Source organism: Haladaptatus pallidirubidus (genome assembly GCF_020700235.1).
In the GTDB taxonomy this organism is placed as follows: domain Archaea; phylum Halobacteriota; class Halobacteria; order Halobacteriales; family Haladaptataceae; genus Haladaptatus; species Haladaptatus pallidirubidus.
Genome location: NZ_CP085301.1, coordinates 2,568,501 through 2,590,023, shown reverse-complemented (window position 1 = coordinate 2,590,023; position 21,523 = coordinate 2,568,501). Strand labels below are relative to the sequence as shown.

The window sequence follows — 21,523 nt, the reverse complement described above, 5'->3', positions numbered from 1 at the left end:
CTCTCCAACAAACTCCCTAACTCCTCAGAACTGACCACGGACAACCCAATGTGGCGACTGTACGCGGAGTACGGCAAGGGCCACGTCGCCGAGTTCACACTGGGAATCGTCGCCACGACGCTGTCGCGCCTGTCTGGACTGCTCCCGCCGTTCATCCTCGGCCTCGCCATCGACGCGATATTCCTGAATCAGCGAGAGTTTCACCTTCCCCTGTTCCCCGCAGAATGGATACCGCAAACTTCGACCGGCCAGCTGTGGCTCTCCATCGCCATCATCGCGCTCTCCTTTTTCGTCGGGGCGACCTTCTCGTGGTTGGAGGGATGGGGCTGGAATCGGTTCGCCCAAGGCGTTCAGCACGCGCTTCGGGTGGACACCTACGACAGGATGCAACTGCTCGATATGGGCTTTTTCGATGACAAGCAGACTGGCGAGCTGATGTCGATTCTGAACAACGACGTGAACCAGTTGGAGACGTTCCTTAACGACGGAATGAGTTCGGCGCTCCGAATCGTCGTGATGGTGGCCGGAATCGGTCTGCTCCTGTTCTGGCTGAATCCGGCGCTCGCGCTGGTCGCGCTCCTGCCGGTGCCGCTGCTCGCGCTGTTCACCTATTTGTTCGTCCGAATTATCCAGCCGAAATACGCCGCGATGCGGGCCAGCGTCGGTGCGCTCAACTCCCGACTGGAGAACAACCTCGGCGGGGTTCGCGTCATCAAAACCGAGACGGCGGAGGAGTACGAATCCGACCGCGTCGAGGATGCGTCGCAGGACTACTACGACGCCAACTGGGACGCCATCAGAACGCGGATTACGTTCTTTCCCGGGCTGAGCCTCCTCACCGGAATCGGCTTCGCGATCACGTTCGCGGTCGGCGGCTTCTGGCTCCTCTCCGGACCTCCCGGCCCGTTTTCGGGACCGCTCGAACCCGGCGAGTTCGTCACCTTCATCGTGCTGAGCCAGCAGTTCATCTGGCCGATGGCTCAGTTCGGCCAGATCATCAACATCTACCAGCGTGCGAAGGCGTCGAGCGTCCGTGTTTTCGACCTGATGAACGAGCGCGGCACGCTGGACGAGAGCGCGGGCGCGCCGGATTTAGTCGTGCCTGACGGAACGGTCAAGTACGACGACGTGAGTTTCGGCTACGGCGAAGAAACGGTCATCTCGAACGTCGATTTGCAGGCCGAACGCGGCGATACTATTGCGCTCGTCGGGCCAACCGGGGCGGGAAAATCGACCGTTTTGAAACTCCTGCTTCGGATGTACGACGTAGACGAAGGTGCGATTCGAATCGACGGCACCGACATCCGCGACGTGAACCTTCGGAGCCTTCGCCGGTCTATTGGCTACGTCAGTCAAGACCCCTTTCTGTTCTACGGGTCGGTGAAGGAGAACATCGCCTACGGAACCTTCGACGCGAGCGGGGAGGAAATCGTCTCCGCCGCGAAAGCCGCGGAAGCACACGAGTTCGTCGTCAACCTGCCGGACGGCTACGACACGATGGTCGGGGAGCGCGGGATGAAACTCTCGGGCGGCCAGCGTCAGCGACTCTCCATCGCGCGGACGATTCTCAAGAACCCGGCCATCCTGGTGTTGGACGAGGCGACGAGCCACGTCGATACCGAAACCGAGGCGCTCATCCAACGCAGCCTCGCCCGACTGGTTCGCGAAAAGACGACGTTCGCCATCGCCCACCGGCTTTCGACCATCAAGGAAGCCGACGAAATCGCGGTCTTGGACGAAGGCAGAATCGTCGAACGCGGAACCCACGACGACCTGCTCGCCCTGGACGGGCTCTACGCGAACCTCTGGCGGGTGCAAGCCGGGGAAATCGAATCGCTCCCGCGGGATTTCATCGAGCGCGCGATTCGGCGGCGGGCGCAAGTCGAGGGGGTCGAAGAAGTGGGCGGACGGTCGGAAAACGCGGACGCACAGGCGGACGGTGGCGAGTGACGGCGAACTGAAATCGGCCGTCCAACCTCAAATTTAAATAGCAGACAGTTACAAGCGATTGACAATGGAAGACCCCATACGGGAACAGAGCATCGGCGGCATCGTCCTCGACGACGACGAGTACACGGTCGAACAGAGTTATTTCCGGAACAAGTACAATGTGTACGACCCCGCCGGAGACCTCGTCCTGAAGTCGAAACAGAAGATGTTCAAGATGAAAGAGGAGTTCCCGTTTTTCGATTCGGATGGGAACGTCGTCTTCCACGTGAAGGCGAAGAACATCCTCGACGTGGCGGGCGATTACGTTCTAACCGAGGAAGGTTCCGACGAACCGGTTTTGATACTGAACAAGAACTTCACATTCTTCCACCACCGCTGGACGATAAAAAGTCCCGACGGAACCGAAATTGCGGAGGTTGCCTCGCGGAGCGCGATTCTCGAAGCACTTCGGTCCCTCATCGACTTCCTCTCGTTCCTTCCACACAAGTATTCGATCACGACGCCCGATGGCGATCCGATCGGAGAAATAGAGGGACACTTCTCGTTCCGCGATCGATACGATATTCGAATTCACGACACGGGGTCGGTGCCGAAAACCGCGCTCGTCGTCGGTGCAATCGCCATCGACGCGCTAGAAGGGAATTAAGCAGGAGCGACCGAATTAAACGATTTCCGGCAACCAACCGCCGTCAACTTCCACGTTCACGCCGCTCAGGTAGTCGCTGTTCTCGTCCAAGAAGAAGTGTACTGCTTGGGCCACATCCTCGAATTTCGCGGCCCGGCCACGGGGGAGGTCGTCCGGAAACACGTCCGAGTTCTCCACGACGTAGGGGGAAACCGCATTGACGGTGATGCCGTCGTCCTGCGTGTCGCCCGCTAGCATCCGGGTGAACATCAGGACGCCCGCCTTGGCGATGAAGTACGGTGCGTTTTCCGGATTGACGAGTCCCTTCTCCGAACTGGCGTATCCGACGTTGACGATTCGTCCGAACTCCGCCTCGCGCATCGCGGGGAGCGCCCGCTTCGAACAGAGGTAGGTTCCATTGATATTCCCGTGGAGCACCGCATTCCACGTTTCGAACGAGATGTTCTCCCAGTGGTCGGGCGCGAACGGCCCGACGTTGTTCACCAGTACGTCAACCGTACCGAGTTCGTCCTCGATGCTCGAAAAGAAGTCGTCCACGCTGTCCGGTTCGGTAACGTCCCCCTGCACCGAAATCGCGGTGACGCCGCGATTTCGGGCTTTCTCGGCGACTTCGCGTGCCGCTTCGTCGCTCGACCGATAGTGAACCGCCACGTCGGCTCCGCAGTCGGCCATCGACAGCAGGAGTTCCTCTCCGACGCCTTTTGAACTTCCGGTGACCAGTGCGACCTTGCCGTCTAATTCCGGCGCAATCATATTGCTCACTTCACGGAGCAGGATAAACTAAGTTGGCGTCCTGGTTTCTTCGATTCTGAGTTAACTCCCGCAGTTTTAAGCTTCTGCACGAAGAGCTAATACCATGGCAATCGAGACGATGCTGCTCGCCGTGGGACCGGGCGACGCAGACAGGACAGATAAACTCGCATCCGCCGTGGCCGACGTGGCGGGGCCGACTGGTGCGACGGTCGTACTTGCACACGTGTTTACCGACGACGAGTTCGACGACGTAATCGACCAACTCGATTACGACCCGTCCGGGAAACCGAACTCGGACGAGGTTGCGGCGCGTCACGCGACGATTCGATCGCTTTCGTCCGCACTGGACAGGGAAGACATCGGCTACTCGGTTCGCGGTGCTATCGGCGAGCACGGCGAAACCATCGTAAAACTCGCGGAGGACGTCAATGCGGACAGCATCTTCGTCGGCGGACGAAAACGCTCGCCGACCGGAAAAGCGGTGTTCGGAAGCACCGCACAGGAAGTGATGCTGTCGGCACCGTGTCCCGTGACGTTCGTACGAGACGACTGAGACGGCCGGAACGACCAATCTTAGTCCTTCGCGCGTTCTCGCCACCTGCGCTGCTGTCGGCGCTCCTTGACGTGGCGTTCCCCCGCGGCGATGTCCTCGCGGATAGCTTGTTCGAACGCGAGCACGTCGTGGAAAAACTCTTCTTCGAACGTTTCGAGCATATCGTAGGTCCACCTGTCGTCGCCGAGGACGCCACACGGGAGGATTTCGTCCCGAATGTGATCGGCGAACTCGTCGTGGCCCGCCTCGCGTAGATTCGACTCGGCGATTTGGAGGTGGTTCATCGCTCGGCCCGTCGCGTGATGAAAGTGAACGAGATAGCCGTGTGCCTTTCTGAGTCCTTCGATTCCCAGTTCGAGTTCGTGCAAGGCGGTTTCTTCGTCGTCGCCAAGTTGGGGAAGGTCGTCAGCCATGCTATCAGATAACGTCCTCCACGGAGTTAGCTTTAGTCGGTAGCATGAAACTCGCCTGCGAGTAAATGCCTGTAGTTAAATGGGTCGGGCGACTTCTGTTCATCTGAATGGCCTACTACGCGGGTGTAGACCTCGGGGCGACGAACGTCAGAGCGGCGGTCGCAGACGGGGACGGTAACGTCATCAGCGCGTACGACCGCGGCACGCCAGGGGGTTCAGCTGGCATCGCGGTCACGGAAGCGGTACTCGAATGTTTGCGCGAAGCGTGTGCCGACGCGGACATCGACCCGGCAGAAGTTCGTGCGGCGGGCATCGGCAGTATCGGCCCGCTCGACCTCGCTGAGGGCGTCGTGACGAACCCGGCCAACCTACCGGACACAATCGACCGAATCCCGCTGACCGGGCCGGTCGGTAATCTCATCCATAGCGACCGGGTGTTCCTCCACAACGACACCAACGCGGGCGTCATCGGGCAGCGATTTTACAGCGACCGCAACCCCGACGACATGGTATACATCACGATTTCGAGCGGTATCGGTGCCGGAGTCACGGTTGACGGCAACGTCCTCACGGGATGGGACGGCAACGCGGGCGAAGTCGGACACATGGTCGTCGACCCGCAGGGGAGACGAACCTGTGGCTGTGGTCACGACGGCCACTGGGAAGCTTACTGCTCGGGGAACAACATTCCGGAATTCGCCCGGATGCTAGCCGAAGAGGACGGCGGGGTCGAAACGTCCCTCCCGCTCGACGACCCGGATTTCTCCGCCAAGGACGTGTTCGAGAACGCCGGACTAGACGCCTTCGCGGACCACGTCATCGAGCAGGTCGCCCATTGGAACACGGTCGGCGTTACGAACGTCGTGCAGGCGTACGCACCCATCGTCGTCTATCTCGGCGGAGCAGTAGCGCTCAACAACGAAGAATTGGTTCTCGACCCGATTCGGGAACGAATCGAGGATGGCCTGCTCAACAACGTTCCGGATGTGCAGTTGACCACCCTCGGCGACGAAATCGTGCTGAAAGGCGCGGTTGCGAGCGCGCTGACCGAGGGAACCGGCGACGTGTCGCTGGCGCCGAACTAGTCCAGTTCGTCCGGTTCGCCCGATTCAGTTTCCGTACCCGCGCTTTTATTCCTCCCGCACCCGATGAGTTGGATATGCGACGGCGAGAGTTTCTCCGTACTGCCGCCGTGGGGGGCGGAACCGCGACTCTGCTCGCGTCCGGGGGCGTTACTGCACAAGAATCGCAAGACCCGTACCGGCCGCTCGGCACCGTGGCCGTCGAACAGGCGAAAGAAGCCGTCATCGGAAACGACGGAAAAACCGCGTTCGTCGCCGCGACGGACGGCTTTGCCACGGTGGATATCAGCGACCCCGAAAATCCAACGGTGCTGGCGGAGCGGCGCGGTTTACTCGCCGACAGGGACGGCGGCCCGCTATCTCAAATTTGGGACGCGAAAATCGACCGCGACCGACTGCTCGTCGCTGGGCCGGCCAACCCCGTCTCCAGCGATGTCGTGCAGGGATTCCTGCTCTACGACGTGAGCGACCCGTCGAATCCCGAACGAGTGGCTTTTCACGAAACCGACTACCCGATTCACAACGCGATGTTCGTGGACGGAATCGCGTACCTCACGGCCAACGACGGGAACGGAAATCCGCTCGTGATGGTCGATACGTCGAACGATTCACCGACGGAAGTCGGACGGTGGTCGATGCTCGATTACGATTCCGCGTGGTCGAACGTCGATTCGTGGGTTCGGTCGCTCCACGACGTGTGGGTGCAGGACGGCACGGCGTACCTCGCGCAGTGGGACGCCGGAACGTGGGTTGTGGATGTATCGAACCCGAAACAGCCCTCCCACGTCGCGCATTTCGGGGGGGAACCGCTGGACGAATTGTCGAAGATTCCGGACGAAGGGGAAAACGACGCCATCATCGGCCTCCCCGGAAACGACCATTACGTCAGGGCGAACGAGGACGGGTCGTTGGTCGTCGTCAACAAGGAAGCGTGGGCGACGAGCGAGGATAGTTCGGGAGGCAACGGCCCTGGCGGAATTGTTCTCTGGGATGTGTCCGATCCGCAGAATCCGGCGCAGTTAGCCGAAATTTCGGCACCGAAATCGGCCGACCCGACCTACGATTTGCAAGGGCCGTCGTTGTTCCACCAGTCGGTACTGAACCAATTCTCAGCCCTCTCTCCGGTCGGGGTCGCCTCGGCGCACGGAAAGTGTCACGATTGCACCGGCGACAGTGCCATCTCGGGGCAGTGGACCACGTCACACAACTTCGACGTGGTCGGCGACCGCCTCTACACATCGTGGTATCAGGGCGGCGTGAAGCTGTTCGACATCAGCGACCCCGAAAATCCCGAGGAACTCGTCTGGTGGCGCGACCCCGAAAGAACCGCGTTCTGGACCAGCCAGCACGTCTCGGACGAGTTTTTCGTCGGCGGAAGCATGGGAATGGACGGCAACGGGAAAGGGGCGCTCTACACCTTTCCGAACCGCGCCGGGGAGCAGGAGAATCCGCCACGACTGACCGCCGGTGGCGGGGGTGATACGGCTAAAGACGAATCGCGAACGACTTCGGAGCAACCCGGATTCGGGTTCGGCGCCACCGGAGTTTCGGTGCTCGGATTGGCCGCTTGGAATCGCCTTCGGAAGCGAGAGTAGGTTTTTCGAGTAGTTTGTATATTGTTAGCGACGGCGAATTGGAGTTTTTGAGGTAGAAATGGTTCAGTCGTCGCGCTAGGGGGTCGTGACGTGCGACGGCACTCAATCAAAAGAGTTGCCAACGACACCTACTCAAAGATTGAGCGTACCGCATCCTAGTTTCAAACCAACACGTATGAACACGAAACGCCCGCCAGGAACCCACCCCTCAAAACGCGAAACGAGATACACGCAAACGAACACCTTTTGAGGCCGGGTACCCGATTGACACTCATGGCGACTGAACAGGCAACGGAACAGCGGGAGGCCCATCTACGGAGTATCACCGTCACGGCGCTCGCTTCGCTGGCCGGAATTGCCGCCGGATTCGCCTCTGCTATAGTGGTAGGGACGGATGGCGCGGCGGCGACAGACCAGTTAGGACTGGCCATCATGCTCGGATTCGTAGTGGTACAACTGCCACTGCTCCGGCTGATTGGCTATGAACTCGATGGAGTCAAAGACCACCTCTTCGTGGCGTTCATGACCTTCTCGCTCTGGTTCATCACGTGGGGAATTTTGCTCACGAACCAGGTACAGGTGTAACCAATGGCAGAAGACAGCATCGCCGTCGTGGATTTGGAGCGCTGTTCGCCCGACAGGTGCAACTATGAGTGTAAAAATTACTGTCCGCCGAACCGAACCGGCAAGGAGTGCATCACGCTTCGCGGCGAGGACACGGAGGAGGGACAACCCGACCAGATTCACATCAGCGAAGAAATCTGTCTCGGCGAAACGTGCGGTATCTGCGTCGAGAAATGTCCCTTCGACGCAATCGAAATTATCAACCTGCCACAGGAGCTGCAGGACGACCCGACCCACCGGTACGGCGAAAACGCGTTCTCGCTGTACGGCCTACCGGTTCCTCAAGAAGGGCAGGTGACCGGCATTCTCGGCCCAAACGGGAGCGGGAAAACGACCGCGGTGAAGATTCTCGCGGGGGAACTCGCGCCGAACCTCGGCCAGTTCGAAGAGCCACCGGGATGGGAAGCGGTTCTCGACCGCTACCGCGGGACGGAACTCCAGAACTACCTTGAGGACGTGCGGGACGGCGACGTGACGGTCGCGCGAAAACCGCAGTACGTCGATAAGATTCCAGACCGCTTCGACGGCAGTACGGCAGAACTCCTCTCCCGAACCGACGAGCGCGGCGTTTTAGACGACCTGCTTGAACGGCTCGAAATCGAACACGTCATGGAACAGGACATCGACAGCCTCTCCGGCGGGGAACTCCAGCGCGTCGCACTGGTGGCCGCGCTCGCCCGCGACGCGGATTTCTACTTCCTCGACGAAATTACGCCGTACCTCGACATCAGCCAGCGCGTCAAAGTCGCACGCCTGATTCAGGAGATGGCGAACGAGCAGGGTCGCTCCATGCTCGTAGTCGAACACGACCTCGCGATTCTCGACTTGGTCGCGGACAACCTCCACGTCGCGTACGGCGAACCCGGCGCGTACGGTGTCATCACGACACCGAAATCGGTTCGCAACGGCATCAACGAGTACCTCGCAGGGTATCTCAACAACGAGAACATGCGGATTCGTCCGAACGCCATCGAGTTCGACGAACACGCGCCGCGCGAGACGACGACCGCGGACGCACTCGTAGAGTATCCCGGCCTCTCGAAATCCTACGGCGATGGCGAATTCTCGCTCGACGTGGAGGGCGGCACGATTTACGAGAACGAAGTGCTCGGTATCGTCGGCCCGAACGGAATCGGGAAATCGACGTTCGCCAAACTGCTCGCCGGACGACTTCAACCCGACGAGGGCGACGTCGACCTCAATCTCGAAATTTCCTACAAACCGCAGTACATCGAAATCGACCAACCGATGCGCGTAGACGTGTTCCTCTCGTCGCTGTCGGACGATTTCGGTTCCTCGTACTGGAACACCGAAATCGCCCAACCGCTCCTGCTCGAACGAATCATGGAGCAGAACTTGACCGACCTCTCCGGCGGCGAGCGCCAGCGCGTCGCCATCGCGGCCTGCCTGTCGAAGGACGCAGACCTCTACCTGCTGGACGAACCCTCGGCGTACCTCGACGTGGAACAGCGCGTTCGGGCAACGCGTGCGATTCGGCGCTACGCCGAGATGCAGGACGCGACGGTGTTGGTCATCGACCACGACACGTACATGATCGACCTGCTCTCCGACCGCCTGATGGTGTTCGACGGCGAACCCGCGGAACACGGTCACGCTGGACGCCCGAAGGGAATGCGAGAGGGGATGAACGATTTCCTCGCCAACCTCGACATCACCTTCCGCCGAGACGAGAACGTGGGTCGCCCGCGCATCAACAAACCCGGCAGCCAACTCGACCGGAAACAGAAAAGCGAAGGCGAATACTACTACAGCTAATCGGCTATCGACGTTTTTCCGGCAGTTGGAAGGCACATACGACAGTCAGCGAATGAAAAAATTCAGTTGCGGAACGAGAACCGAATCACCTTTTTTGCGACCCGACCAATCCCCGGATAGTGATTTCGACGCTCGCCGCGTGGCTCTCCCGCTCCGATAATCGCGCGAACCTGTTCGCCCTCCTCGCAGTTACTCTATTCGCCACTGCCGGTGTCGGCGCGTTTACCGCACCCGACCGGCCGCATTCGGCGGTGGAGACGGAACGACCCGAAAACAACACGCTCATCGCGCTTCAGGGGTACGAATCCGAGGGGCGAGTTATCGAGGTGAATCCCGAAGGCGACGTGGTTTGGGAGTACGACCGAGCGCACGACGTGTTCGACGTGGAAGCGCTCGGAGAAAATCGGGTTCAAATCGCGGTGGCCGACGAAGTGCCGGATGGGGAATGTCCGACGCGATTCCGCGACGACGGGCACGAAAACTGCGTTCGGAACGCGCTCCGCATCGTGGACAAGAAGACGAACGGAACGCTGTGGGAGTATTCGTGGTTCGACGCGAAACTCCACGCGCACGAACTGCACGACGCCGACCACTACACCGTAAACGGGAGCGACCGCTGGGTACTCGTGGATATGGGCAACGACCGCGTATTTACCGTGAACCGCGAAAAGGAGGTAGTTTGGCAGTGGAACGCGACCGACCGCTACGAACGGCCGGACGATATGGGACCGGAGGGCGACTGGACGCACGCGAACGACGTGGACAGGGTCGATCCGGGCGTTTTCCGTGTTAGCGTCCGTAACTTCGATACGGTGATCGATTTGCGGGTCAAGGAGGGGTCGTCCCGGGCCAACGATTCGATTCGCGTCGAACCCGTCGTCGGGCCGGATTCGTTCTCGGAACGGGGCGACATCCTCCACGAACAGCACAACCCCGACACGCTCGGCGACACCCTGCTCGTGGCGGACAGCGAGAACGACCGCGTGCTGGAAATCGAGGACGGCGAAATCGTCTGGGAGTACGGCGGAAGCGCAACGTTCGACTGGCCCCGAGACGCGGATCGACTCAAAAACGGCCACACGCTCATCACGGATTCGTACAACGACCGGGTGGTCGAGGTAGACGAGAACGGCGAATTGGTCTGGTCGGTAAAAACCGGGTCGCTTCCCTACGAGGCGGACCGACTGCCGGGCGAGGGGAGCGACGGCCCGACGGCGGACGAGAAGGGAATCCCATCCAAAACAGAGAACGCCTCGGTCGTCCGCGAACGCGGATCGTGGGCGATTTCTATGGTGAAATACGTCGCACCGGAGCGGTTGGCGGAACAGGCATTTTTCTTCCTATTCGGTCTGCTCGCGCTGGTCGGCGCGGGAATCGAGCGCCGACGTTAGCGTTTTCTCACCGTCATTTCGATCGGGTTCGTCGGTTCGAGCGTCGTTCCCATCCGCAAATCGAGGTCGGACGAGTGGCAGTCGAATTCGATTTCTCGCGCAATCGTCGCCAGCACGAGACGGATTTCGGCGTTGGCAAACCGCATTCCGATGCAATGGCGCGGGCCGCCGCCGAACGGGAAATACGCGTAATCGGGCAGCGACTCCTCGAACTCGGGCGTCCATCGCTCCGGTCGAAACGCTTTGGGGTCGTCGTACCAGCGGTCGTCCGTGTGAATCACGAACTGCGGGAGCGTCAGCGAGGTTCCGGCGGGAACTCTGTACCCCCCGATTTCCACGTCCTCCTTCGTTTGACGGAAGACGACGTAGGCGGGCGGATACAAACGAAGGGATTCTCTGACGACCTTATCCGTGTACTCCAACTCTCGCAGGTCGGTCATCGTCGGCGTGTCGCCGTCCAGCACGGAATCGAGTTCGTCGTTCAGTCTCCGCCGGACATCCGGATTTTCCGAGAGCAAGTGCCAGCAGTAGGTGAGCGCGAGCGAGGTCGTTTCGTGTCCCGCGAACAGAAACGTGGCCATCTCGTCGCGAAGCGCCTCGTCCGACATTTCTTCTCCGTTTTCGTCCGTCGCGTGGAGGAGAATCGAGAGGAAATCGTCGTCCGGCGGTTCGCCACGTCGTTCGTCGATGAGGGTTCCGATAACGTCGTCGAAGTGGTCGGTGGCGCGGCGAAATCGTCGGTTGGTCGCGGTCGGAATCCAGTCGGGGAGAAATGCATCGACCGACCCCGCATCGCCCTTGTCGTTGATTGCCTGCACGGCATCGCGAATCGCGGACTGTTGGTTTCGAATGTCGAGGTCGAACAGTGCCTTCGAGAGGATTCGGAGCGTGAGCCGTTTCATCGCCTCGTCCATTCGAATCGTTTCGCCGTCGTTCCACGATTTCGCGGCGCCCGCTGCGAAATCGACCATCGGTTCCGCGTAAGCCGCGATTCGTTCGCGGTAGAATGCAGGCTGAATGAGCGTTCGCTGGCGTCGCCAGAACTCGCCTTCGCTCGCGAACAGTCCGTTGCCGACGAATTTCTCACCGGCGACCTGAACGAACTCGCTCTTACCGAACCTGGATTCCTCCGTGACCAGTACTCGCTCGACGTGCGCGGGATGGAAAAGCGTACAGAACTCCTCACCTGCGACGGAGTACGACACCACGTCGCCGTACTTGCCGAGACCGTCGTAGAATTCGAACGGGTCGCGGAGAAAGCCGAGTGTATTTCCGACGACGGGATACGATTTCGGTCCCGGCGGAAGCGGGAGGTCGTCCGGTCGGTCAGTCGCGGTGGCTTCTGATACGATCATGTTTGAGTATTGACTCGTGAATCCGAAGCCAGTTCCGTCGAATCCACTAGGGCATTTATAACCGGAGCCGTATGCTCGCGTATGAAATACGTTCGGCTGACGCTTCGCCATCCGCCCGAACTTCGGAATCCGATGCGGTCGTTCATCATGGAACACGATGCGATGGAGCGTGCGGAGCTGCTGAACTGGAACCTCTCGCACGCCGACCGCGACTACGTTCTCTTTCGAATCGTCGGCGATACGGAGGCGTACGAAGATGCGATCGAAGGTGAGCCGTTGATTCTCGCATACGAACTGACGCCGCTTTCGGACGCCTCGTTCTACGCCTACATCGAACACGCGAAACGGGACGTGGACGACGAGTTCAGAACCGCGTTCGAGGGGACGAGCATCCTCGTGGTGCCACCCATCACCTACACCAGCGACGGCGCGATGCGGATGGAACTCGTCGGTAAGGCAAAGGACATGAACGTCGTACTGGAGGGACTGGACTCTGACATCGACATGGCGGTCGAGCAAATCGGCGAGTACGACACGCCGCAGACGAGACTCTGGTCGGAGTTGACGGAGCGCCAGCAGGAGGCACTAGGAATCGCCGTGGAAGTCGGCTACTACGACGTACCGCGAGAATCGGGCGTGGAAGCCGTGGCAGAAGAATTGGATTGCGCTGCGAGTACGGCCTCGACGCATTTACGAAATGCGGAATCGAAAATTGTCCGCGAACTCGTTTACAACACCTGACGTTGGCAGGTACCGCAGAGATTCTCTTCTTTCACGTCCACCTCGCGAACGGTCGGCGAGAAATTCATCACGCACCGACTGTTGTCGCAGTGTTCGAGACCCATCGTGTGTCCGATTTCGTGGACGACTTCCTTTCTGACGCGGTCCGAAAATACTTCGTCCGCGGGTTTCGTCGTGATGCCGCCGTCGGAGGAAAAGCCGTCAGAAGAGGGTTGTAGTCGGTACGTGGAGATGACGCTTCCCCTGCCGTCGAGGTAGGCGAGTCCGAAAACGTAGTTGCGCCTGCGGTAGAAGAGGTCTTGGGGCGTGATGGCGATGTTTTTCTCCCCCGTTCCGATGCGGCTCGCCAGTTCGATGAAATCCTCCGCTCGGTGCTGGTCGCGGTTCGGGTCGTGTGACCCTGACGGGATTTCCTGTCGCTCGTGCACCATCACGTCGCAGTCGTAAATCCGCCGAAGCGCCGAAGAAGCCTCTCGCTTGACCCGTCCCGTCACGTCCCCCACGGGGACGATGTCAATCAACATAGCAACCCCTATGGGGGGACGACCCATAAACATCCCGCCGTGAACCCGGAAACCCGCGACGAAATGGTTGCTCGACTCGCCGACTATCAGCGCGCTGTCGAAATCGGAATCGGCAATCGTCCCGACGTTGCGGGTGCGCTCGTCGATGCGGGAAGCGTCGTCACCGCGACTGACATTCGGCCCCGAAGCGTTCCCGCGGGCGTCCGGTTCGTACTGGACGACGTGACGAATCCGGACGCCAGCGTGTACGAAGATTGCGACGTGATTTACGCACTAAACATTCCGCCGGAACTCCACCGTCCCGCGCTCTCCGTGGCAAAGGAATGTGATTCCGTCTTCGTATTTACCACCTTGGGAGGCGACCAGCCCTCGATTCCAGTGCGCCGGGAGACGGTTTCAGGGGAAACGCTGTTTTGGGCACGGGAGTGATTAGTTGCGTTCGTCAAAAACAGCAGTGACACTCTCGATAGCCTCGGCGTCGTCATCGTGATGAAAGTGCTTCTACGAGCGTCGAGATAACGCCGTGTTTCGACGTTTCACGCGGTGAATTTCGGTCGATAGGATAAAAAGGCCTGTTAGGAGTGAAGCTCGTGTCCTCGGTGTTTCGCCGAACGTCCGTTTTTGTGCCTCGTAGCCGAGTTCGGTTATCGCTTGGCGGACGCGGTCGGCGGTTCCGGATTCGCCTCGAACGGTGACCTCGCCGGAGCAGGCATCGGGAGTTACGCTACTGACGCCACGGAGAGAAGTTACCGCGTCGCGGACCATGCTTTCACAGCTTTCACAACTCATGCCGGACACTTCGACGGTGTATTCTTCCATCTGCGCTCGAATAGAGGGTCGCTATTCAGTTAATACCACAATATTGAACGGATTTTTTGACTTTCAATCTGATTCGTTTTCGGCGGATTGAGACGGAAAATTCGCCAGCAATCACGTCTCGTGACTGCTGGCATGGTTCCACACCGTGGAGAAACCGAACGAAAATCTACGTTTCCGGCTTCCGCGCGACCAGCGTTTCCGCCGCGTGCTGGTGCGGTTCGCTCCCGGAATCGTCGTCGAAGATGAACTCGTTTTCCTCCACGACCTCCCAATCGTCGTAGTACCCCCGAAGTTCGCCTTGTTCGTAGAAGTACTCGTTGTCGCCCCAATCGGGCGCGGTAGGAATGTCGGGATGGTTCACGAAAGCGAACAGGACGTGAATACCGCCGTCGGTCGTCGAGGTTTTGAACTGCTCGAACTGCTCGGTTCGGTTCTCCGGGCGAAGATACTGAAGCACGCCGCAGGAGTACACCACGTCCATCGCCGGGAAATCGAGGTCGTTCACGTCCGCCTCCTGCGTTTGGATGACGACATCGCGTTCTTCGGCGAGTCGCTCGGCTTTTTCGAGTCCGTTGGGTATCGGATCGACTGCGAGGACGCCGTAGCCGTGTTCGGCGAGGTAGACCGCATCCCGGCCCTCTCCGGCACCGATATCGACCGCAGCGGGAGCCGTGCGCTCGGGCGCAAACTCCAGAACCACCTCGGCCAGCCCGTTCGGTTCCGTCCCCCAGTAGTAGTCGTCGTGACCGTAGAGTTGCTGGAGTTCGTCGTGCTGCATGAACCAATCATTACGCGCGATGACCATAGGCAATTCGGTAGACACATGGTTCCGGAAACGAAGCCGAGAACATGAATGCGGACGCTGTCGTGCTGGACATCGACGGGGTGCTCGTGGACGTGGCGGACTCCTACCGCAGGGCGATCATCGAATCCGTCTCGCGGGTGTACGGCGACACGATCCCGAAAGAGGATATACAGGCGTTCAAAGACGCGGGAGGGTTCAACAACGATTGGGAACTCACCTACGCCGTCGCATTGTACGTCCTCGCGTCTCGCGCCGGACTCGACCGCTCAATCGCCGAGTTCACCGACCGAATCGCCGAGGCGGGCGGCGGACTCGACGCCGCGGAGCAAGTCGTGGCCGCCGCCCTGTCGGAGGACGCCGTCGCCCGCGTCTTCGAAAAATGGGACCAGGAGAAACTGCACGCGGTGTTCCAGCAACTCTACCTTGGGGCGGAACTGTACGCCGAACTCGAAGGCGCGGAACCGACCCTCGATGCGAGAGGGTACATCAACGACGAACCCGTGCTGGTCGAACCGGAGACGATTGTCGAACTCACCGAAGCGTATCCAGTCGGCGTCGTGACCGGCAGGCCGTCGGAGGAGGCCGACATCGCGCTCTCCCGCGTCGAACTGGACGTTGCGGACGAACACCGATTCACCATGGACGACTGGGAACAGGGCAAACCGCACCCGCACGCGCTGACGACGCTCGCGGAGCGATTCGACGCCGAACGAATCGTTTTCGTCGGTGATACGTTGGACGACGTTCGAACCGCAACGAACGCGGCGGACGCCGATTCGTCGCGCGACTACTTCGGCGTCGGCGTTCTGACCGGGGGATTAACCGGGGAACAAGGCAGACGAAAGTACGAGGAGAACGGTTCCGAGGCGGTCATCGACTCGATCAACGACCTGCCCAAGCTGCTCGCGGAAAACTGATTGCTTACGAGATATCGAGCGAATTAGCTTTGGAGCGGTGATATTTTTCGGAGGGAAAAACTGCCATGGTCTCCACAGGCCGCGCCGTTTCGGCGCTCAAATACGGGACGGTTCTGGCGTTCGGTTTCGGCTTGGGAGTGGTGGTATTCGGGGGGCGCAGGTAGCGAATCTGCTGACCAGCGGGCACGTTGACTTTCTCGTTCGTCTCGCGTGGATTATAATCACACTCCCGATTGTCGCGTGGGTCGCGTACTTTCGTGAATCCGGCCGCGCACTCGAAGCAGGTGGCGCCTGAAAGACGGCAGAGAACCACAGGCGGAGCATAACAAAGGTTCAGGCGAACGGTTGCAGAACGATGAGTAATCGTACTGCACTGACCGCCTTCCTCCTCGGCACGCTCGTCGTTTCCACGTTTGGCACCGCCGTCGCACTTCCGCCACCCGGATTACCCGGTGACACGCTTCCCGACGCGCCCGCGTCGGAACACGACACCTACGCCGTCGAACAAGGCGGCACCTGCGTCGCGGTAGCCCCCATTCAGGGGGACGAAAATGCCGTCGAATTCTACGACTATCGGAACCCCTACACCGAACCGAGCGACTGGTCGTACAGTTCGTTCGCACCCGATTCGGTCACCCGAGAGAACGGAAGTACGATGTTCTTGTACGAAGCGCCGAACGGCGTGGTCAGCCTCGTCGTGCTTCACGACCAACTGCGAAAGGAACGAACCGGAGACGAACTTCCGATGAGCGCCGCGTCGTTCGGTTTCGACGGCCTTCCAGAATCGGGGCAGTGGGTGCTGATGGACGACACCTACGATGGCCGTGACGATCAATGGTCGCGCAACCAAATCGACTGGACGTGGACCGGGTCGCGAGTCGATGGAGGCGTTTTCCGCGGGTTGTCCGGCGAGTACGGAATAACCGTCACCCCGTCCTGGAACGAGGATGCGACCCTCCACGATTCGCGGTTCGAATCGGAACCGGTCACCTCGTGGGCGTTCCTGTCGGGGAACGCGAGCGACCCGGTGGAAACCCAACTCGATATGAATCAGTCCGTGACCGTCCGCCCCGGCGGCTGCGGGTCGCCGCCAGCGGCGACCCTCACCGCGAGTGATTCGGTACAAACGGGCCAGCAGGTAACCTTCGACGCGAGCGAAACGAGCGACCCCGACGACGACATCACGGAATATCGCTGGGATTTCGACGGGGATGGAAACGTCGATGAGGCGACCGAAAAACCGACTGCGACTCACACCTACGAAACCCCCGGAGAACGGACGGTGAACGTGACGGTCGTTGATAGCGAAAACGCCACCGACGCTGCGACTGCGACGGTGCAGGTGATCGCTTCGTCGGAAGATAGCGAGAACGATTCGTCGCTCGACCGAGAGTCGAGCGACGAATCGACACGAAATCAGCAGTCGGGCGAAGAGAACGCGCTACCGGGGTCGAATGCGCCGTTCGGTACGTACGGGTTGGGCGTTGTGGCGCTCGCGGCCATACTACTCGTGGGGGGAGTCATTGCCAAGCGCTGACGTGAGTAAACTGTGGTGCGAAAGTGGCGTGGAAAAAACGCGGCGGGCGCAAATCACCGCGGCAAAAACGCGGCGGTGACGAGGCGCTTTTATTCGTGCCCTCCATATCGCCCGCCAATGACGAAAATCCTCGTCGTGGACAACCACGGCCAGTTCACCCACCTCGAACACCGCGCGCTTCGAGACATGGGCATTGAAACCGACCTCATCGACAACGACACGCCCCCAGAAGACATCGACGCCGACGGACTCGTCCTTTCCGGCGGCCCGTCGATGGACGACATCGGAAACTGCGCGGAGTACCTCGAACTCGACGTTCCGGTTCTCGGCATCTGTCTCGGTATGCAGGTGATGGCGCACGTTTTGGACGGCGAAGTCGGCGGCGGCGAATACGGCGGTTACGCCGACGTGACGGTCGAAATCACCGAAGAGGACGACCCGCTCATCGGTTCGCTCGCGCCCGAAACGCGCGTGTGGGCGAGCCACGCCGACGAAGTGAAGCAGGTTCCGTCCGGCTTCGAGCGAACTGGCACGAGCGACGTGTGCGGCATCGAAGCCATGAGCGACACCGACCGCGACCTATACGGCGTCCAATGGCATCCGGAAGTAGCGCACACCGCGGAGGGCGAGGAAGTGTTCGAAAACTTCCGTTCCGTCTGTGAGTAGTATCCTTTAACTCTCCACGGCGTAGCCTTTCTCGCAATGACAGCGACCCAGAGTGACCTGGCGAGTCTGTCCCGCTACATCTTCCGCGCGCCGCGGTGGTACGCGAGCGTCATGTTCGCGCTGCTCATCGCGGCCCTCGCGGGTATCGGGGCGTTCGACTCCCAGTACATCCTTCAAGACGCGTGGGAGGGTGTGTTTTTCATCGGGGTTCCGACGGTCGTGGCGAGCGTACTGACGACGCCGGTTGACCGCCGTCTTGGCGGGCAACTGACTTACAACCGGTCGTCGCTGCTGGCGCTGACGTGCGAGATACTCGTCGTCACGGTGATGACGATTGCCGGAATCTTCGCCGCGTTCACGGGAATCGGCCAGCAGTTCGTCTTCGACGTGCTGCTCGTCAGCCTCGCGGCCATCTTCGCTCTGCGCCTGTTCGTCGTGATGGCTGTTTCGCGCACGTCGTTTTTCGTCTCGTCCGTCTCCGCGGGCATCCAGACCGGAACGGCCGCACTCCTGTTTTTCATCTACAGCGAGACGATTCGCGTGCTCGAAGTCGGCGGGCCGCTCGTGCAGAACGTCCTCGCGCGGGGGAACAAGGCACCGCCGGAACTGGGCGTCATCGCCCCTCGAGATTTCATCCTGCTCGCCCTCGTCTGCGGGGTGTACGCGCTCGGCGTGTACGTTTTTCTCGTCATTATCGACCGTCCGTGGCGGCGCAGCCTCGGCGTCAGCGTCCTTGATTTCGTCCGCGGATTCATCGGTCACATCGCGGAGGGTACCCGCGAGTTGGAGGATTTCTTCGAAAAGATGGGACAGAAAGCGGTCGTTCCGGTTACCGTCCTCTCGTTTCGAACCGACGAAGATACGGAAAAAGCGCGGTTCGTCCTGCCGATGATCCATCCCGGCCCGATGGGTGAAATCGGCGGCGGCAACCTCCCGCGGCGCGTGGCGAGTCAAGCCGACGGGCTCGCGTTCCCGCCGCACGCGACCGCCGGGCACGACTTCAACCTCGTCACCGAGCGCGAAGTGGACACCATCCTCGAAACCGCGGAGACGGCCTTCCAGCGAATCGAGTACGACGACACCGCAACCCAAAGCGTTCGCGCGCAAAACGGGGACGCAAAAATTGTCGGGCAGGGTTTCGGCGACGATGCACTGCTCGCCGCGACTTACTCCCCCGAGTTCGCCGACGACGTGGAGTATTCGGTCGGTCTCGCCGCCGCCGCGGAAGCCCGGTCGAACGGACTGGACGACGTGATGCTCGTGGACGCCCACAACTGCAACAACGGACTCCAAGGCGAAGATCTCGGCCACGTCTACCCCGGAAGCGAACGCTCGTTCCAGATGATTCAGGCCGCAAAGACCGTCGCGACCGAACTCGAAACCGCGAAGCGGGGGACGCCGAAACTCGGTGTCGCGTGGGACGAAACGGAGTGGACGCCAGCCGAAGGAATCGGCCCTCTCGGAATTCGGGTGTCCGTCATCGAAGTCGCGGGACAGCGAACGGCGTACGTCCTCGTGGACGGGAACAATATGGAACCAGGACTGCGAGACAGAATCGTCTCAGCTATCGATGCCGACGAAGTCGAGGTGATGACGACCGACACGCACATCGTGAACATGGTCGATTCCTCGAATCAGGTCGGTGCAGCCATCGACCACGGGGAACTCATCTCGTTAGTGAATCGACTGGTCGAAGAGGCGACAGCCGACCTCGAACCAGTCGAGGCAGGTATGGCGAGCGAGTACGCCGACGTCACCGTCTTCGGCAACGACCGCACCGAAATGCTGGCGAGTCACGCGAACGCGGTCATCGCGATGGGTGGCGCACTAGCGGGGGCGGTCATTCTCGCCGTGATGGCCATCAGCGTCCTCATCTTTTTCCTCGCCTGAACCTGTCCGCCGATTTCACAGACCAGTTTATTGACGTGCCAATCGAAGGTACGAGTGGTGGGGAAAATGGCAATAGAGACGGTCGAATCGACGGTTGAGGCGCTCAAATCCAAACTGAAAGGCGACCTCATCACGCCGGAAGACGAGGATGCATACGACGAGGCGCGCCGAGTGTGGAACGGAATGATAAACCGGCGACCGGCGATGGTCGCACGATGTGAGGGCGTCACGGACGTGCAGGCCGCGCTGAGATACGCCCGAGAACACGACCTTCCCGTCGCGGTGCGGGGCGGCGGTCACGGCGTCGCGGGACGAGCGACGGTGGACGACGGGGTGGTTATCGACCTCGAACCGATGCATTGGGTGCAGGTTGACCCCGAATCTCGGCGCGTCCGCGCCGGAGCGGGCGCGACGTGGGGTGACGTAGACCGCGAAACACAACAGTTCGGTTTGGCGGTTCCCGGCGGCGTCGTCTCCGTGACCGGCATCGCGGGATTAACGTTGGGCGGTGGCATGGGACACGTCCGCCGAAAGTACGGCCTGTCCTGCGACAACCTCGTTTCGGCGGACGTGGTAACCGCCGACGGCGAGTTCATCAGAGCCAGCGAGGACGACCACGAAGACCTGTTCTGGGCGCTTCGCGGCGGCGGCGGCAACTTCGGCATCGTCACCGCATTCGAGTACGAATGCCATCCGGTCGGGCCGGAGGTGGCCATGTGTTTCGTCTGGCACGAGGGAGACAAAGCCCACGACGCTCTCACATTCTTCAGGGAGTACACGGAGGACGCGCCGGACGAGGTGAGCCTTCTCCCGTTCTACGCGTGGGTGCCGGAACTGGAGGAGTTCCCCGAATCGTCGTGGGGTGATTCGGCCATCGCGTTCCTCGGATGCTACTCGGGCGACCCGAAGGAGGGGGAAGAAGTATTGCGCCCGATTCGGGAATTCGCCGACCCGGTTGCCGACTTGAGCGGCACGATACCCTACGTCGAACTTCAGTCGATGCTGGACGAGGATTATCCGGACGGGCGGTACTACTACTGGAAGTCGCTCTATCTGGACGAATTGAACGACGAGGTCATCGACAGCATCGTCGCCTGTTCGGAACGCTGTCCCGCGCCGCTTTCGACCGTGGACGTTTGGCAGGGCGGCGGTGCGATTTCGCGCGTCGATGCCGAGGAAACGGCGTTCCCGTACCGGGACGTTCCCTACGGACTCAACTTCGAGGCGAACTGGGACAACCCCAGAGAGACCGAGGCCGCCGTGGAGTGGGTGAGAGAAAGCGTTGCCGAAATGCGCGAGCATCCGGAAGCACGCGGCCAGTACGTCAACTTCCCCGGACTCGAAGAAGACCCATCGCAAGTACCGTTCGGCGACCATGCCGAGAGGCTCGCAAAAGTGAAGGCCAAGTACGACCCGGATGGCGTGTTCCGGGCACACGGAAATCTGAAAGCGGAGGAATGAACGACACTCGACGCAGGTAAAGACA

General features: G+C 60.5%; 21 protein-coding genes. 15 read left to right on the top strand and 6 right to left on the bottom strand.

Annotated elements, in window-relative coordinates; translation table 11 throughout:
- The first annotated feature begins 48 nt into the window (after positions 1-48).
- Both LIX15_RS14025 and LIX15_RS14020 read left to right on the top strand, forming a co-directional pair.
- Positions 49-1,950: an ABC transporter ATP-binding protein gene (locus LIX15_RS14025; protein ID WP_227773797.1), complete on the top strand. Its 1,902-nt coding sequence runs from the start codon at positions 49-51 to the stop codon at positions 1,948-1,950.
- A 64-nt stretch (positions 1,951-2,014) separates the two neighbouring features.
- The gene (locus LIX15_RS14020) at positions 2,015-2,596 is read left to right on the top strand and encodes an LURP-one-related/scramblase family protein (protein WP_227773796.1); all 582 of its coding nucleotides are present in this window, start codon (positions 2,015-2,017) and stop codon (positions 2,594-2,596) included.
- Between the two features lie 15 nt (positions 2,597-2,611).
- On the opposite strand, the gene LIX15_RS14015 is transcribed toward LIX15_RS14020, so the two are convergent.
- Positions 2,612-3,349 carry an SDR family NAD(P)-dependent oxidoreductase gene (locus tag LIX15_RS14015; RefSeq protein WP_227773795.1) on the bottom strand — a complete coding sequence of 246 codons (738 nt, stop codon included), beginning with the start codon at positions 3,347-3,349 and terminating at the stop codon, positions 2,612-2,614.
- A 103-nt stretch (positions 3,350-3,452) separates the two neighbouring features.
- Between LIX15_RS14015 and LIX15_RS14010 the strand changes: the two genes are divergently transcribed.
- The gene (locus tag LIX15_RS14010; protein WP_227773794.1) at positions 3,453-3,902 is read left to right on the top strand and encodes a universal stress protein; all 450 of its coding nucleotides are present in this window, start codon (positions 3,453-3,455) and stop codon (positions 3,900-3,902) included.
- Between the two features lie 20 nt (positions 3,903-3,922).
- Here the strand turns inward: LIX15_RS14010 and LIX15_RS14005 are convergent, their stop codons facing one another.
- Positions 3,923-4,315 (bottom strand): hypothetical protein, encoded by a 393-nt coding sequence (locus LIX15_RS14005; RefSeq protein WP_227773793.1) that lies wholly within the window; start codon positions 4,313-4,315, stop codon positions 3,923-3,925.
- Between the two features lie 107 nt (positions 4,316-4,422).
- Here LIX15_RS14005 and LIX15_RS14000 point away from each other — a divergent pair, with 107 nt between their 5' ends.
- The 5 genes from LIX15_RS14000 to LIX15_RS13980 all read left to right on the top strand — a co-directional run bounded on the left by LIX15_RS14000 (position 4,423) and on the right by LIX15_RS13980 (position 10,783).
- Entirely contained in the window at positions 4,423-5,400 is a 978-nt protein-coding gene (locus tag LIX15_RS14000) for an ROK family protein (RefSeq protein WP_227773792.1), read from the top strand.
- A 74-nt stretch (positions 5,401-5,474) separates the two neighbouring features.
- Complete coding sequence (locus LIX15_RS13995; RefSeq protein WP_227773791.1) at positions 5,475-6,992, top strand: LVIVD repeat-containing protein; 1,518 nt, start codon at positions 5,475-5,477, stop codon at positions 6,990-6,992.
- A 273-nt stretch (positions 6,993-7,265) separates the two neighbouring features.
- A complete protein-coding gene (locus tag LIX15_RS13990) occupies positions 7,266-7,577 on the top strand; it encodes an EMC6-like membrane protein (RefSeq protein ID WP_227773790.1) in 312 nt (103 codons plus the stop codon).
- A gap of 3 nt (positions 7,578-7,580) precedes the next feature.
- Positions 7,581-9,392 (top strand): ribosome biogenesis/translation initiation ATPase RLI, encoded by a 1,812-nt coding sequence (locus LIX15_RS13985; RefSeq protein ID WP_227773789.1) that lies wholly within the window; start codon positions 7,581-7,583, stop codon positions 9,390-9,392.
- Positions 9,393-9,511: 119 nt separating this feature from the next.
- Positions 9,512-10,783 (top strand): NHL repeat-containing protein, encoded by a 1,272-nt coding sequence (locus tag LIX15_RS13980; protein ID WP_227773788.1) that lies wholly within the window; start codon positions 9,512-9,514, stop codon positions 10,781-10,783.
- Here the strand turns inward: LIX15_RS13980 and LIX15_RS13975 are convergent.
- Positions 10,780-12,138: a cytochrome P450 gene (locus tag LIX15_RS13975; RefSeq protein WP_227773787.1), complete on the bottom strand. Its 1,359-nt coding sequence runs from the start codon at positions 12,136-12,138 to the stop codon at positions 10,780-10,782. The genes LIX15_RS13980 and LIX15_RS13975 overlap by 4 nt on opposite strands.
- 81 nt (positions 12,139-12,219) lie before the next feature.
- Here LIX15_RS13975 and LIX15_RS13970 point away from each other — a divergent pair, with 81 nt between their 5' ends.
- Positions 12,220-12,879: a helix-turn-helix domain-containing protein gene (locus LIX15_RS13970; protein ID WP_227773786.1), complete on the top strand. Its 660-nt coding sequence runs from the start codon at positions 12,220-12,222 to the stop codon at positions 12,877-12,879.
- Here LIX15_RS13970 and LIX15_RS13965 read toward each other — a convergent pair.
- Positions 12,867-13,403 carry an archaemetzincin family Zn-dependent metalloprotease gene (locus tag LIX15_RS13965; RefSeq protein ID WP_227773785.1) on the bottom strand — a complete coding sequence of 179 codons (537 nt, stop codon included), beginning with the start codon at positions 13,401-13,403 and terminating at the stop codon, positions 12,867-12,869. The two genes, LIX15_RS13970 and LIX15_RS13965, sit on opposite strands and share 13 nt — an antisense overlap.
- Before the next feature lie 39 nt (positions 13,404-13,442).
- Between LIX15_RS13965 and LIX15_RS13960 the strand changes: the two genes are divergently transcribed.
- A complete protein-coding gene (locus LIX15_RS13960) occupies positions 13,443-13,832 on the top strand; it encodes a UPF0146 family protein (RefSeq protein WP_227773784.1) in 390 nt (129 codons plus the stop codon).
- A 72-nt stretch (positions 13,833-13,904) separates the two neighbouring features.
- On the opposite strand, the gene LIX15_RS13955 is transcribed toward LIX15_RS13960, so the two are convergent.
- On the bottom strand, positions 13,905-14,222 hold the full coding sequence (locus LIX15_RS13955; protein ID WP_227773783.1) for a heavy-metal-associated domain-containing protein: 318 nt from the start codon (positions 14,220-14,222) through the stop codon (positions 13,905-13,907).
- A gap of 166 nt (positions 14,223-14,388) precedes the next feature.
- On the bottom strand, positions 14,389-15,000 hold the full coding sequence (locus LIX15_RS13950; RefSeq protein ID WP_227773782.1) for a methyltransferase domain-containing protein: 612 nt from the start codon (positions 14,998-15,000) through the stop codon (positions 14,389-14,391).
- Between the two features lie 71 nt (positions 15,001-15,071).
- Here LIX15_RS13950 and LIX15_RS13945 point away from each other — a divergent pair, with 71 nt between their 5' ends.
- From LIX15_RS13945 to LIX15_RS13925, 5 genes are all read left to right on the top strand, one after another.
- Positions 15,072-15,944, top strand: coding sequence for a TIGR01548 family HAD-type hydrolase (locus LIX15_RS13945; protein WP_227773781.1), 873 nt, complete (start codon positions 15,072-15,074; stop codon positions 15,942-15,944).
- Positions 15,945-16,299: 355 nt separating this feature from the next.
- On the top strand, positions 16,300-17,481 hold the full coding sequence (locus LIX15_RS13940) for a PKD domain-containing protein (protein WP_227773780.1): 1,182 nt from the start codon (positions 16,300-16,302) through the stop codon (positions 17,479-17,481).
- A 117-nt stretch (positions 17,482-17,598) separates the two neighbouring features.
- Positions 17,599-18,147, top strand: coding sequence for a GMP synthase subunit A (locus tag LIX15_RS13935; RefSeq protein ID WP_227773779.1), 549 nt, complete (start codon positions 17,599-17,601; stop codon positions 18,145-18,147).
- Between the two features lie 36 nt (positions 18,148-18,183).
- Positions 18,184-20,037, top strand: coding sequence for a DUF2070 family protein (locus LIX15_RS13930; protein WP_227773778.1), 1,854 nt, complete (start codon positions 18,184-18,186; stop codon positions 20,035-20,037).
- A 66-nt stretch (positions 20,038-20,103) separates the two neighbouring features.
- Positions 20,104-21,498, top strand: a complete 1,395-nt coding sequence (locus tag LIX15_RS13925; RefSeq protein WP_227773777.1) for an FAD-binding oxidoreductase — start codon at positions 20,104-20,106, stop codon at positions 21,496-21,498.
- The last annotated feature ends 25 nt before the right edge of the window (positions 21,499-21,523 follow it).